A 13,811-nucleotide genomic window follows, 5' to 3' on the forward strand; every position below is an offset into this window, starting at 1 on the left:
ACTAATTGGTACGTTAGATTGTTTTTATTGAAAAAGTGTTTTAATTATGGTTGTGAAGGAGAGTGTTATGCCGTTCTATGAACTGCTGACGAACGTATGGTCTGCCGATGCAGTAGTTTTGAAACTGCTTCTGGGGAGTGTTTTTGGTTTATGCCTGGGGCTGACTGGTGTGGGAGGAGGTGTATTGTTAATACCGATGTTGCAGTTGTTCTGTGGTATGTCTCCTGTACTGGCTGTGGGTACTGCAAGTATGATTTCGGCAATGGTTAAGATCAATGCGTCGCTAGTGCACATTAAAGCGCGTAACGTTTCTTGGAACAAGATCGCTTTGTTGTTTGTCGGCGCGGTACCAGTCACATTGGTTGTCACGCAAATGGTGGTTTTCTTCAGTAACCACCCTTTTTATGCTCAAGCGACGGAGCAGATGGTTGCTTGGCTGGTGACAGTCGTCATGGTTGGTTCATTGATCTCTGTTTTCTCAAAATACAAATCTACACCAGTGGCGGATACGGTTGAAACGGTACCGATAGCGCCAAAGACAAACACTAAAAAAGCCATCATGTCTGGAATGTTCTGTGGTTCTGTTTTGGGGTCTACTGGCGTTGGTGGCGGTGTGTTGCTACTTCCGGTGCTCAACAACGTGTTGCATGTTGACATTAAGAAGGCCGTTGGTTCTTCCGTGGTTCTTGCACTTTGCTTGTCTGCGATTGCTGCGGCAGGGTATGCCAAAGGTGGACAGTCAGATATCCACACGGCAATCTTATTTTTTATTGGCTCATTTCTTGGTGTTCCGGTGGCTGCCTACTTGATGAAACGTATGTCAGATCGTCATGTTTATTCGGTGACTATGCTGGTTATTTCGGTAAGTTTAATAGCTTACTTAACACTGTGATTAAAGTCACAGATTTAGGTTTAAAGAACATTTTGTTTTATAAAAATGCAAGTTAGAGAGTCCAAATGTTATTTCCGAACTGATTGCTACTTTAAGAGTATAAATATTTCTTCTAGCTTACAGTATTGAACTATAAAGACTCTGCATAAGCCATTGGTTTTATAACTATTGGTTGTATAACTATTGACTTTTCATCAGCAGAGATTTAATCCTTTTTTCGGGCTCAACAGATGTGTTCGGTGGCTGAAGTTGAGTTAGGAACAGGAGTTGCAATTGAGACTTTTTCTCATTTATTTGTGACTACATTATTTAATATAAGTATTTGGGGCAAAGTAAGTGCTTACAATTAAGTTAAGGGGGCTTGCTAGCTTTTAACAACAATTGACCGAAAGGGTAGGTCTCATAACAAAACCGTGTCGCGCAAAATTTGCCCTCAAAGTTACCAAAAATTATCATTTCACTTAGAAGTTAGAAAATGTAAATTGGTATCGTTGGTTTTAATTGATTGTTAAATGTGGTCCACATAAGGATTGTCGGTGATTAATAAGTTATATCGCGATTTGTACGCAGATGTCGCTTATGTTCACTGTATATTCAAATCGGATTTTTTGATTAATGTTCGGGCAAAACGAACAAATTTAAAATAAATTACGTTGAAATAAATATGAAAGGGAAGAAACATGATTGATATAGCAATCGTATTGGTTTACTTTGGCTTCCTTGTGGCAATTGGGGTCTTATTCAAATCCTTCAGTAACTCCACAAGTGATTATTTTCGTGGGGGCGGCAAAATGCTGTGGTGGATGGTGGGTTCCACATCGTTCATGACAGCTGTTAGTGCTATGACGTTCACAGGTCACATGGGAAAAGCATTAACTGGAGGCTTTGCAGTTGCGACAACCGTTTTTTATGCAAATGCTCTCGGCTACTTATGTAACTACCTGTTTTTTGCTGCAAAAGCGCGTCAAATGCGAGTTGACACCCCACTGGAAGGTGTCCGTATGCGATTGGGGCCCGTGAACGAACAGGTTTTTACATGGGCTAACGTGCCACTCAGTGTTCTACAAGCCGCTATCTGGATCAACGCACTGGCAGTATTCTGTAGTGCAGTAATTGGGTTACCTCTTGAGTTAACAATCATAGTCGCTGGTTCTGTTGTTTTGTTTATGTCCCTTGTGGGCGGTAGCTGGGCTGTTATCGCATCAGACTTTATGCAAATGATAATTCTAACGACAATGACCCTGGTAACAGGTGCTGTGGCGATTTGGAAATCAGGTGGCTTAACACCATTGCTTGAAGCAGGTCTTCCTGAGCAGCCATTCATCGGTGACGGATACAACCACGCTTACTTGTTTGTTGGTTGGTTTATCTTCATGTTTATTAAACAATTCTTTAGTACCAACAACATGGTGGATTCGTATCGATATATCGCTGCAAAAGACACTAAAAATGCTCGTAAAGCCGCAATTCTTGCGGGTACGCTGATGCTTATTGGTCCACTATTGTGGTTTGTACCAGCTTGGTATGTAGCAGCTCACTATCCAGATACAAGCACTTGGGGATTGGCTGGACTAGGTAATAAAGTAGCGGATGCGACCTACTTCATGTTTGTTAGTCGTGAAATGCCTGTGGGTATGGTTGGCTTGATGCTGGCCGCTATGTTTGCTGCCACTATGTCTTCAATGGATTCAGCGCTAAACAGAAATGCGGGTATTATTCTAAAGAGTGTTTATCAGCCATATTTCTGTAAGAATCAATCGGAATCGCATCTGATTTTTGTGAGTAAACTACTGACAGCGCTATTTGGTATCATTATTATTGTTTCAGCACTCTTCCTAACATCACTCAAAGAGTTTGGTCTGTTTGATTTAACGATGTTAGTGAGTACGCTAATTGGTTTCCCTATTCTTATCCCATCTATCATGTGTTTCTTTGTTAGAAAAACACCAGATTGGGCAGGGTGGGGTACAGTTGTCGTCGGTATGTGTGTTTCTAGTTTTATTGCCTTTGTTCTAACACCAGAAGTTTTGCAATCGATTCTTGGTTTAGACCAGCCACTCACTTCTCGTGAATACACTGAGATGAAGTCAGTAACGTTAGGTCTGATTGGACACATGTCGATTACATTACCGTTCTTTATTTGTTCTCAGTTCTTCTACAAGGGCCTAACGGCTAAACGAGAAGCCGAAGTAAAGCAATTCTTCACCAATGTTGATACTGAAGTTGTCGTTGAAGACACGATAGAAAGTGTTGCAATGGATAACAAGCAGAACAGCGTACTAGGTAAGATGGTACTTATCGCATCGGTGTTCATTGTTTCCTTAACGTTAGTTCCTAACCCATTGTGGGGAAGAATGCTGTTTGTCGTAATTGCAGCAATTCTAGCTCTAATCGGCACCTTGTTGGTTAGGTCTGAACGTAAACTTGAAGGTACAAAAGTAACCAAATCTGCAGCAACAGTGTAGATATACATAATAACGAAACCCTTAATGAGTTGACTCTCGTTAAGGGTTTTTTTAGTTTCCGGCGAAACATAATTGATGTCTTTGTTTTTGATTTCGAGCCTTGCAGGCAACTTATGATGTTTCTGAAGGCAATAAATTACCTTGTTCAATTGTTATTTACTGAAAATGATTAATTTGTTAGCTAAGGTGGACGCCTTAGTGCTTATAACAACAATATACATACTCATTTAAACAATAACAGAAATAAGACAAGAGAAATTCATGAACCTCAATCATTTATCAAAAAAACTACCCTTTCTGATCCTTTCCTTAGTCTCTAGCGCCGCAATCGCCGAAGACTGTATTTCTGCTCCGATAAACCCCAAGGGTGATTCAAGCAAACTCCAAGCTGCGCTCCAACAAGCGACCAATACAGGCTCTGAACTGGTGCTTACGGGCACGTATTACATCAGTCAGGATACAAAAGTTTATTTGAGGAACGATCTTAAAGTAGATGCTAGTGAGGCTAGTTTTATTGCTACGGAGCAGTTGGATGGGGATATGTTTAGCTTCGATACGCATTCGTCAAAATCGGATGAGTGTGGCGGTGTGAGCGTACTAGCGAACTTCGATTGGACTGGTGGTACGTTCAATATGTCAAAAGCCAAGGTTTCTACTGTTGTTCCTCTTCGTCATAAGACCCCGGAAGGAAGAGAAGGAACAAAGCAGACAGCAGATGCGCTCTCAATTCGTGGTGCGACAAGCTCAGGTAAGAGCAAACTAAATGAACTACTCATAGAGAATATTGTTTTCATAGGCACTCAAAATTATACGGATCCTTACTACTTAGCGGGTGGAGATAGTGGAATTCTCATGACGGGAGCACTAAAGGCAATCATTAGAAACAACAGCTTCTTTGGCGTTCGTGATGCAGCAATCTATGTCTCTGCTGGGGGCGAGTCCGGAGAGTATGGAGACCACTTCACGCTCGTCAATAACTACGTAGAAAGAGCCTATGATGGCATAACTAGTAAACGAGGCGCTGATAATATCAAAATGCAAAACAATGTTATGAACGATGTCGTTGTAGGTCTGAGTATCAAAAGAGTGTATGACGGTTGGACTGCAACTAACGTGAATATCTCTGAAAATAGTGTGTCAAACTCAGTCAGACCCATCAGTGTCGAGCGTGCTAACGATGTGGTGATAGACAGTAATCGCATCGATAACCTTGGTTCGATTGTTGCCGACTCTCCTACGCCGACAAACAAGTATGGAAAACAATACGAAGGTATTGCGCTCAATGGGGTTCAGGGCAGTAATCGTGTGACAAAAAATATAATAAACGGAATCACGCAAGACGGTTCACGGGAGAAAGACACAACGACATGGGGTATCGTCCTTCGTCCGGAGGATGGTAGAGAAACGACGAATGTTGTTATCGAGGATAATAGCTATTCTAGACTCGATAAGTGGGTGAATAGAATATCGCTTTAGTTAGCATTTAGGAGAGCCTCTCTTTTTCGGAGTGGCTCTTCAAAATGTGTGATCATTATAAAGCTCAAACGCTATACAGGGTAATGATGATACCCGAGGTTCTTGGAAATGTTACGAGCAGCATGTTGTAATGAGTTGAGGTAATCGTGTTTTCTTTTTTCATCAAATCGATTAGTCGGAAAAGAGATTGAAATCGCTGCGACAGCTTCTCCAAATCGGTCAAACACAGGTACAGCGACGCATCGTAACCCCGGTTCTTGCTCCTCAATATCTTCCGCATAATGTTGATGCTTGACCCAATCTAGCTCAGCAAGAAGTTGCTCAACGTTTTTGAGTGTTTTGTCTGTGTGAGCTTTGAATTCCACAGTAGCGAGAAGCTTCCTGATTTCGGAGTCAGATAAGTAGCTCATAAGAACCTTGCCAATTGCGGTGCTGTAGAGAGGGTTTCGTCGACCAATTTTTGAATGCATTCGAAAGTGATAGTCTGAATCTATTTTGTGAAGGTAAATAATGGCGTCTTCATCAATGGCTCCCAAGTGAACAGTTTCATTAAAGGCGCCGCAGACAGTGGTCATTTCCTTGTTTGCCGCGTCGATTAAATCAACATGCTCAAGCGCTTTTGAACCAAGCTCAAATAGCTTCGATGTTAATAGGTACTTCTCTTCGCCTCTTTTTTGATGCACAAATCCTAAACTCCTCATTGTTTGTAAAAAACGCAAGGTCGTTGCTTTCGACATTCTCAACTGTTTTGAGAGGTCAGTTAGACAGGCCTCTTTTTGGTCAGCCAAGGCAGAGACGATAGTGAACACCTTTAGTACTGAATAGACAGCTCCAGGTTGGGTTGTTTTGTCCATTTCATGCCCTCTGTATTGGTTAACTCAAAGAATAATCAAATATTATCTTTCGAACTCTATAGTCTAATTTTGATGAACAATAGTTTTGAATTTAAGGCTGAGTTTTGCAGTCTTGACGGGCATATTTAGTACTGGTCTTTATGCGTTTGACCTAACTGGTGAATGCTCATAGGGGCGTTACGTTTGGATGTGTCTCTATGTGATCACTAAGCGACTTGGGTATAAATTTTTGATCAAACTTTATTGTCAAGCTATGACCTGTAGTTCGTGCAGTCTAATACAAAAATGATCAATCTATAGATATTAGTATCGTCATTGAAAGGCTAAAAGCTTAGTTTTTTGATCAGACTTTATTGTCCCCCGACATGAAATGTGCGAGAGTAATAAAGTTTCATACTAAAAAGGCAGCGAAGATTCGTTCTCGCTGCCTTTTTGCTGTTTGATCTAGCGTGTTTTTGCCCCATTGTTTGTTTCGGCTGATTCAACACACACTTTACCAAAGCGTCATTTGACTTACTTTTCCTCACCTCACTATGTGGCCAAACTTACCGTACCACTACATTAAAACCACAATACCTACTACGAGCTTCTTGATGAGAGCGTGGTCGGATTCGATACCATTATTGAGATACTTCACATGCCGCAGCTCGACATGCGGTCGAAATCGTCCTTGTCTCTCAGGTGAGCAATAGCACTGGCATATGAAAAGTACCTGTCTGTGTTTAATGTTTTAGGCTGCGCATCTACATCATAGTATCTTAAGCGTCGCTTCAAGAATTGATAAGCAGCCTGCTGATGAGAGAAATAGAAGCCCAATGTCTTGCCTTGCTAGTTATAGTATAGTTCGATACAGATCATGCCCCTTCCCCTTCACGTAGGCTTCATCAAGCACCCACGAAGAGTCTGTTCGGACAAATAGACGACGGCGTAACCTCTTTCGTAATGCTGGGGCATACTCAATGAACCACTGATAAATGGTTGAACGATGAACTTAAATCCCTCGCTCTTGAAGTATGTCGCAGAGGTTAGCGTAACTCATTGGAGTTGAGCCATACCAACGTAGACACCAAAAAATGATTTCAGGGTTTGTCATTTAACTCACCAATCATCACCACAGACGATGATAGCTTTTCCCTCGAGCTGATTTTGCGACAAGCCCCTTGGGATTGTCGCAATGGTAAGGATACGCAGGGATCTCAGAACAAAAGACAATGTTGCTCGACGAACAGCGGAAGGGCTATTAACTAAAGAAATAGCTTGTAACTTGAAGCGCTATATAGTGAGAGAGTTATTCCCACTAGTTCTGAAAGATCTAGCGAGATTGGCTTGACATAGGAAGCGTCAATTCTTGTGCTGAGAGCTTTTTCCATTTAATGAAAGTGAAGTGGTCCAATATGAGCCGGTTATGACGAGAGAGCAGATGTGACCAACGATCTTCGATAACATAGAGTTGATTATAATCGAACGAGAAGGCACAGTGCTCTTGGGTACCCAAGCTCAGTTAACTTTGAACAGCAAAATGTCGTTTAATGTGGTGTCCAGTCTTGCAGGTACAAAGCAAACATATAGTTGAACAGTTAAATGACCCTTTTGATGGTCACTTCAGGCTTGCTGATACTCTCTTAACATAGATAGTCTCGTCGAGTACTGCAATAGATTCCCCGAATGGTTCGGGCTACGTGAAAGTGTACTAGAATTAAAGAACTTGGAAAGCTATTGACCTCAAAGTTATATTTCAATCTGTATTACAGATCAAAGGGAATTTTTTGTGAAATTAAATCATCTATTGCTTATGCTGATTGTCAGCGTCGTTGTCTCTGGTTGTGCAACTGCACCACAACCTCCTGAAAATGCGATTATCGATCCGTGGACAACGCAACATATGGAAGATAGAAGATGGCGTTCTCCGAAAGAGCAAGATAGGGACTACATTAAGCTGGCCAGCGAATCCGCACTGCCACACCAAGATTCTTGGGTTAAAATCCTCGGAACGGACATGGATAGTGGTGTTCAAAGTATAGCGGATAAAATCTATCTTATTGATCATGCCAAGCACACCCTCGACTTAACTTATTATATTTTCTCCACAGATATCGTTGGTACCTCGGTACTGGGTGCATTATGTGAAGCGGTGCAAAGGGGAGTTGATATCCGACTAATGGTAGATAGCTTAGGCTCGTTTAGTATGGTACATCAAGATCTTAAAGGGCTTAAGCAATGTGAAAGCAAAGCTGGGTATGTGATCTCAAAAACGGGTGAAGTCACTGAACAAAGAGCACGAATTCAAATTGTCATCTTCAATGCGCTGACGAAATGGGAGTCAGACTTAAATAGGCGCTCACATGATAAATTGTTGATTGCTGATGGAGCTTACCCAAATCGTGCGGCATTGATGACGGGTGGTCGTAATATTTCAGTGCATTATTACGGGCTAACCGAAGAGGCTGAGCCTGATCTGACAGCGTTTAAAGATATCGAGGTGATCATTAAACCGTTGGAAAATTCAGATATACACAGTTCACCCACCCAGCTAGCGGAATACTATTACTCAGTACTATTCTCGAAACCTGGGAACAAAGAGTTGTCTACGGTCTTAAGTTATAACCTCGAAATGCAAAAACAGAGTGATGTACTTAAATCATTACGCGGGAGTAGCACTTTCAAACCCGCTTATCTAAAAGCAGGAGAACATTTGCAGAAAGGGTTTACACGTACTGAAACCCGCTTTGCACATGAACTAGATAATCTAATTAACTCTGAGTTAATTGGTAACTACAGCCATAATAAACTTGCGAATGCCAACTCGATTAGTGGCATTCTAGGGCGAGTCGGTTACGAAGATCAAACTGTGACTAAAGTACGCATTGTTTCGCCTTATTTGTTTCTACAGTCTGACTTATTGAAAGATGAAAAACGTCTAGGGAGAGATGTTAATGCGACACTTGCGTGGCTTGAAAAAGACCCTAATCGGCAACTGGAGATCATTACTAATTCTGTCTTAACCAGTGACAATTTTTTTACTCAAGCGGTTATCGACATGCATACCGCACCAAATATGTTGATGTCGGAGGAAGATAAGAAGCAGTGGCTAGACCGTGATCTCAGTTTGAACGAAGAAAATAGTGATTTTTTGGACTCGGAGTCTTGGCAAAAGCTTGTGAACCATCCGCGGATTTTCTTTTATCAGCTTGGTAAGCCAGACGCGGTCAACCTTGGTGGCAGTGAACATTATGGTAAATTGCACGCAAAATTTTTGGTGGTTGATGACCGTGCATTTGTTGGTACAACCAACTTAGATTTTCGTTCGCTAATCTACAATAATGAAATGGGCTTCTTCCTACTAGGTGGTGATGTGATCGACACGTTAAACAATGAATTCGAACGATTGAAAGCGCAGTCGTCTCGCTGGGGTAGTGCTGAGTGGATTGAAATGAGACGTAAAGTGCGTGAACAAGGCGGGACTAGAGGTTTTACCACTAACAATCAAAGAACCATTTATAGCGCGCTTGATAACACAGGTTTGATTTATCAATTCTGAGTGTTGTTTATTAGTGATAGAAAAGGTGTTTAAACAAGCCATCATTTTTGTTGTCGTTAGCTCTGTATAATATTACTCCTTCACTGCTGTTGTGAAACCGAACTAGGCGACGGTCCATAATTGAAGTTATTCATTTTTGTTAATTTGCATGATGATTCTAAGCGAATTCTGTCCAAATGAGCCAAAATGAAAAAAAGAGGTTATTTGACCTCTGTAAAGGCTTTGTTGCGTAATTCGATGGAACTAAATCAGGAAGTCACGATCTGATCGGCTACACTCATCAATCCTCGTAGCCTCATGCCGAAACCTCGTTATAAAACAACTAACTGGAAACAGTACAACAAAGCCCTAATTAACCGCGGCTCACTTACTTTCTGGATTGATGAAGAGACCATAAAAGAGTGGAAACAAAGTAGACAGAATAAGCGAGGTAGGCCTCGTCGATTCAGCGACTTAGCCATTACTACAGCACTCATGGTAAAACCGTCATTCCGCAGCCAATTTCAGAATTAAAATAATGTGATCCAGTGATCATTTACAACGGTTAGTGCGATAGGCCTCTTGACCGCGATCCCCAGTTTTGATCTATTACTGTTATTTAACGGTCACTTATTATGTCTGCTGTTCAACCTGTCATTAAACGCCTGGACCACTTAGGGCTAATCGCTGCTTTCTGTCATGAAGTCGGTTTACCAGGCATTATTGATCGCATCATTCCCAAGTACTCGGATCACAACGTCTCACATGGCGATGCAGTCTTAGCTATGATTCTGAATGGTCTTGGCTTTCACAGTAGAACGCTGCATATGTTCTCTGACTTCTTCGAGACGAAGCCTGTTGCCAAGTTACTCGCTAAAGACATTGAAGCGCACCATTTAACTGACGATGTACTCGGACGCACGTTAGATGCTTTATATGAAGCAGATGTGTCCGCAGTTTATCAAGCGATTGCAGAGCATGTCGTTGATAAGCTTGGACTTAAAACAGACTCTGTCCACCTCGATATCACGAGTTTTCATGTCGATGGTGAATACGCCCAAAACGAAGATCTTAATGCCATCAAACTGGTAAAAGGCTACAGCCGAGACCACCGTCCAGAGCTAAATCAAGTGGTTCTTGAACTGATTTGTGAAAATCAAGCAGGCCTACCTGTTTACATGCAAGCGCTCAGTGGCAACACCAATGACGCTAAGGCATTTTCAGAGGTCACTAAACGGCATATTCATTGCCTTAAGGCTGCTCAAAACAGTCGCTACTTCATCGCCGATGCCGCTCTATACACCGAGGAAAGCATTCGTTCACTGGATGAGCAACAACAGAAGTTTATTACGCGTGTTCCAATGACCATTAAGTCGGCCAAAGAAGCCTTAATGAACCTTGAACTAAAGCAGTTGAGTCCTATCGGTAATGGTTACTCGGGTTGTTGGATTGACGCTGACTATGGCTCAGTATCTCAGAAATGGCTGTTGGTTCATAGTGAACAAGCAACCAAACGAGAAGAGGCAACGTTCTATAAGAACTTAGATAAAAATATCACCAAAGAGCTGAAAGTACTGGGACAACTAATGAAAAGAAGTTTGCTTGCGCAGTGGATGCCGAGCAAGCAATGAGCGACTTCGTCAGCCAGTGTCATTTGCTTGGCTTTGCGCAACCAACCATCGTTAAAGAGCCAATCTATTCAGGTCGCGGTCGGCCGAAGAAAGGCGCAAAGCCAGCGGGTTACCATTATGTTATAGATGCTACGCCTTATACCGATCTAGAAAGAGTGAAGCTGGCCAAGCTTAAAGCAGGTATGTTTATTCTCGCAACCAACGATACTGACTGCGCCGATCTAACAATGGCTGAGTTGCTTGAGCATTACAAGTCACAGCAAAAGGTAGAGCGCGGATTTCGCTTCTTGAAAAGCCCTGAGTTCCTAACATCATCAATTTTCCTGAAGAAACCTCAGCGAATTGAGGCACTGTTGATGATCATGACGCTTAGCCTACTCGTTTACGCAAGCTTAGAGCACAAAATCCGAGAGAGTCTCACTAAGACCGAAGAGTTCTTTCCTAGCATGGTGAAGAACAAAACGACAACCAAACCGACGGCTCGTTGGGTATTCTTAAAATTCGAAGGTATCGACACACTCGAGTTTGGCGGTCAAAACTTCATCACGGGCATTCAAGAGCATCAGATTCGGCTGCTCAAGCTTCTTGGCGCACTGTATGAAGCGGTTTATTCCTAAATTGGCTGCGGAATATCGGGTAAAACGCGTTTTCTCTGTAAGCGCATCATAAACCCCGCATTCTAATCACCTAGAACGAACAATAAGATCAAATCTCCAACCATAAGGAGATTTGGAAATGGGAAAACGACGCACTAACCAAGAATGGCAAACGCTTATCGAGCAATCTGAATCGAGTTCGTTGTCAACACTCGCTTTTTGCAAACTCAAGGAGATCAACCCTTCGACGTTTTATGCCAAGCGCCAGCAGCTCAATAAAATTGAGGTTTCTCAAGGCTTCGTAAAAGCTGAAGTTGTCGAAAAGACAACCAAGTATCAAGCGACAGTGGTAACGGCTAACATGACTCTGCTCGTCAATGATGTTGAGCTGAGCATCCCACAAGGCACGCCAGCCGCTTACTTAGCAGAACTCATCGGAGCGCTATCATGAAACGCATGCTTAGCGCTCCAGAGATTTATTTATATCGTGAGAGTGTCGACTTTAGAAAGTCCATCAACGGCCTCGCCGCGATTATCGAAAGTGACACCGACTTACCTTTAGGAAGTGGCGCACTGTTCCTGTTCACCAATAAACAGCGCGACAAAATCAAGGTATTGTACTGGGATAAAACAGGCTTTGCTCTTTGGTACAAACGCCTCGAAAAAGCCAAGTACAAATGGCCATCAAAAGAGAAAAATGAGGTGTTTACCCTGACTCAATTTGAGCTTGATAGGCTGCTTTCAGGCTTCACGATTATCGGCCATAGACCCGTAAGAATAAACGATTTTACAATGACTTAAACGATAATAAAGCCTTATATACCAAGCGTTAGCGGCATGATTTCAGTATAATAAATGCCATGAAAAAGACGCCAAATATCAACCCAGAAAGTCAAGATGTTGCCGAGCTACAAGCGATGGTGAAAGCGCTCATGGCGTCAGAAAACCGATTGAAACAAGAGCGCCAATCGCTACTTGAACAACTCAAGTTTGCCTTCGACCGCCAGTTCGCTAAACGCTCGGAGGCGTTAAAGCCTTACGATGCATCTCAAGGTGACCTCTTCAACGAAGTGGAATGTGAAGCCGCTAAGGAAGATGAGGTTGAGGTCACGACAACCACCACAACGAAGAAACGTGGTAAGCGTAAGCCACTTCCAAAAACCTTGCCTCGTGAGGTTATCGAACTCGATTTAGACGACCATGAAAAGCAGTGTGCGTGCTGCAAGCATAACCTGCATAAAATCGGTGAAGACCGCAGTGAAAAGCTAGAGTTCTCGCCAGCGGTACTCAAAGTGCTGGAATATGTTCGTCCTAAATATGCTTGTCGTCAGTGCGAGCAAACTGAAGAAAAAAGCCACATCGTTCAAAAACCAGCGCCGCAAAGCATTATCCCTAAAAGCTTCGCGACAGAAAGCCTGCTGGCCAATATCATTCTTGGCAAATATCAATACGCGATGCCGCTGTATCGCCAAGAGTCGCTCTTTACCCAATCGGGTATCGAACTATCGCGCACGACTATGGCAAGGTGGGTTATCCAAGTCAGTGAAAAGTTCGCACCGCTTTACGCGGCCTTGAAAACACACCTACTTGAACAAGTGGTGGTTCAGGCGGATGAAACGCCGCTCAATGTCCTCAAGGAAGATAAGCAATGCTACATGTGGCTATACTGCTCAGGCGCAGACTCGCCAGAAGTCGCACTTCCCAACGTGAAAAATATCGCCTTGTACGACTATCAAAACAGTCGCGCGAGGGCGTGCCCTGTTGCCTTCTTGGGGGATTACAGTGGTTATCTGCAAACCGATGGCTATGGTGCTTATGATGGCCTTCATCAAGTAACCAATGTCGGCTGCTTGGCGCATGCACGTCGTAAGTTCATGGATGCTAAGAAGCTTCAAGGTAAAGGTAAGTCAGGCAAAGCAGATAAAGCGTTGGCCAAAATCCAGAAGCTGTATGGAATAGAATCCCGCTTAAAAGGTGCGTCTGTCGAAACACGAAAAGCTGAACGCCAACAGCATGCCAAGCCAATACTGGATGAGTTGTACGAGTGGATGACAACTCAACAAGTGATAGCGTCTAGCCCGTTGGGTAAAGCGATAAAATACACGCTTGGACAATGGCCGAAGCTCATCCGCTACATTGACGACGGTCACTTATCGATAGACAATAACCGTGCTGAACGCGCAATTAAACCGCTGGTCATTGGCCGAAAAAATTCTTATGACCTTTTTCAAGTTTTTAGGTAAAACCTCTCTCTCCTCTGTGAGATGAGGCATGTTTTCAACGCTAGAATTGCCTGAAAGTGAATCAGCAATTACTTGGGTTATACATACTCTTATTCGGGGATCTTTAGCCCCAACATGGTTTTCGTAATGAGTTTACC

Annotated in this window: 7 protein-coding genes and 5 pseudogenes; 10 read left to right on the forward strand and 2 right to left on the reverse strand. The window is 42.8% G+C overall.

What is annotated here, in order from left to right; all coding sequences use genetic code 11:
• Positions 1-67 precede the first annotated feature (67 nt).
• The 3 genes from AC6I8U_RS22060 (at position 68) to AC6I8U_RS22070 (ending at position 4,833) form a co-directional block, all read left to right on the forward strand.
• On the forward strand, positions 68-892 hold the full coding sequence (locus AC6I8U_RS22060; protein WP_498018547.1) for a sulfite exporter TauE/SafE family protein: 825 nt from the start codon (positions 68-70) through the stop codon (positions 890-892).
• 680 nt (positions 893-1,572) lie between these two features.
• Positions 1,573-3,357: a sodium:solute symporter family transporter gene (locus tag AC6I8U_RS22065; RefSeq protein ID WP_498018548.1), complete on the forward strand. Its 1,785-nt coding sequence runs from the start codon at positions 1,573-1,575 to the stop codon at positions 3,355-3,357.
• A 261-nt stretch (positions 3,358-3,618) separates the two neighbouring features.
• Positions 3,619-4,833 (forward strand): right-handed parallel beta-helix repeat-containing protein, encoded by a 1,215-nt coding sequence (locus AC6I8U_RS22070; RefSeq protein WP_498018549.1) that lies wholly within the window; start codon positions 3,619-3,621, stop codon positions 4,831-4,833.
• A 71-nt stretch (positions 4,834-4,904) separates the two neighbouring features.
• Here AC6I8U_RS22070 and kdgR read toward each other — a convergent pair whose 3' ends face one another.
• Together kdgR and AC6I8U_RS22080 are read right to left on the reverse strand one after the other, a co-directional pair.
• Positions 4,905-5,687 carry a DNA-binding transcriptional regulator KdgR gene (kdgR, locus tag AC6I8U_RS22075; RefSeq protein WP_498018550.1) on the reverse strand — a complete coding sequence of 261 codons (783 nt, stop codon included), beginning with the start codon at positions 5,685-5,687 and terminating at the stop codon, positions 4,905-4,907.
• A gap of 577 nt (positions 5,688-6,264) precedes the next feature.
• A pseudogene (locus AC6I8U_RS22080) lies at positions 6,265-6,780 on the reverse strand (IS6 family transposase); the annotation flags it as partial.
• A 250-nt stretch (positions 6,781-7,030) separates the two neighbouring features.
• Between AC6I8U_RS22080 and AC6I8U_RS22085 the strand changes: the two are divergent.
• The 7 genes and pseudogenes from AC6I8U_RS22085 to tnpC form a co-directional block, all read left to right on the forward strand.
• Positions 7,031-7,217, forward strand: a pseudogene (locus AC6I8U_RS22085) (IS3 family transposase); the annotation flags it as partial.
• Positions 7,218-7,455: 238 nt separating this feature from the next.
• Positions 7,456-9,225, forward strand: a complete 1,770-nt coding sequence (locus AC6I8U_RS22090; RefSeq protein ID WP_498018551.1) for a phospholipase D-like domain-containing protein — start codon at positions 7,456-7,458, stop codon at positions 9,223-9,225.
• 297 nt (positions 9,226-9,522) lie between these two features.
• Positions 9,523-9,717: pseudogene (locus AC6I8U_RS22095) on the forward strand (transposase); the annotation flags it as partial.
• A gap of 122 nt (positions 9,718-9,839) precedes the next feature.
• Positions 9,840-11,452 (forward strand): annotated as a pseudogene (locus tag AC6I8U_RS22100) (IS1634 family transposase).
• A 118-nt stretch (positions 11,453-11,570) separates the two neighbouring features.
• Positions 11,571-11,882 (forward strand): IS66 family insertion sequence element accessory protein TnpA, encoded by a 312-nt coding sequence (gene tnpA / locus AC6I8U_RS22105; protein WP_498018552.1) that lies wholly within the window; start codon positions 11,571-11,573, stop codon positions 11,880-11,882.
• Positions 11,879-12,232 carry an IS66 family insertion sequence element accessory protein TnpB gene (gene tnpB / locus AC6I8U_RS22110; protein ID WP_498018162.1) on the forward strand — a complete coding sequence of 118 codons (354 nt, stop codon included), beginning with the start codon at positions 11,879-11,881 and terminating at the stop codon, positions 12,230-12,232. The genes tnpA and tnpB overlap by 4 nt, the downstream gene beginning before the upstream one ends.
• A 59-nt stretch (positions 12,233-12,291) precedes the next feature.
• Positions 12,292-13,644 (forward strand): annotated as a pseudogene (gene tnpC, locus AC6I8U_RS22115) (IS66 family transposase); the annotation flags it as partial.
• Positions 13,645-13,811 lie beyond the last annotated feature (167 nt).

The sequence above is a fragment of the Vibrio sp. KUL80 genome (genome assembly GCF_059725495.1).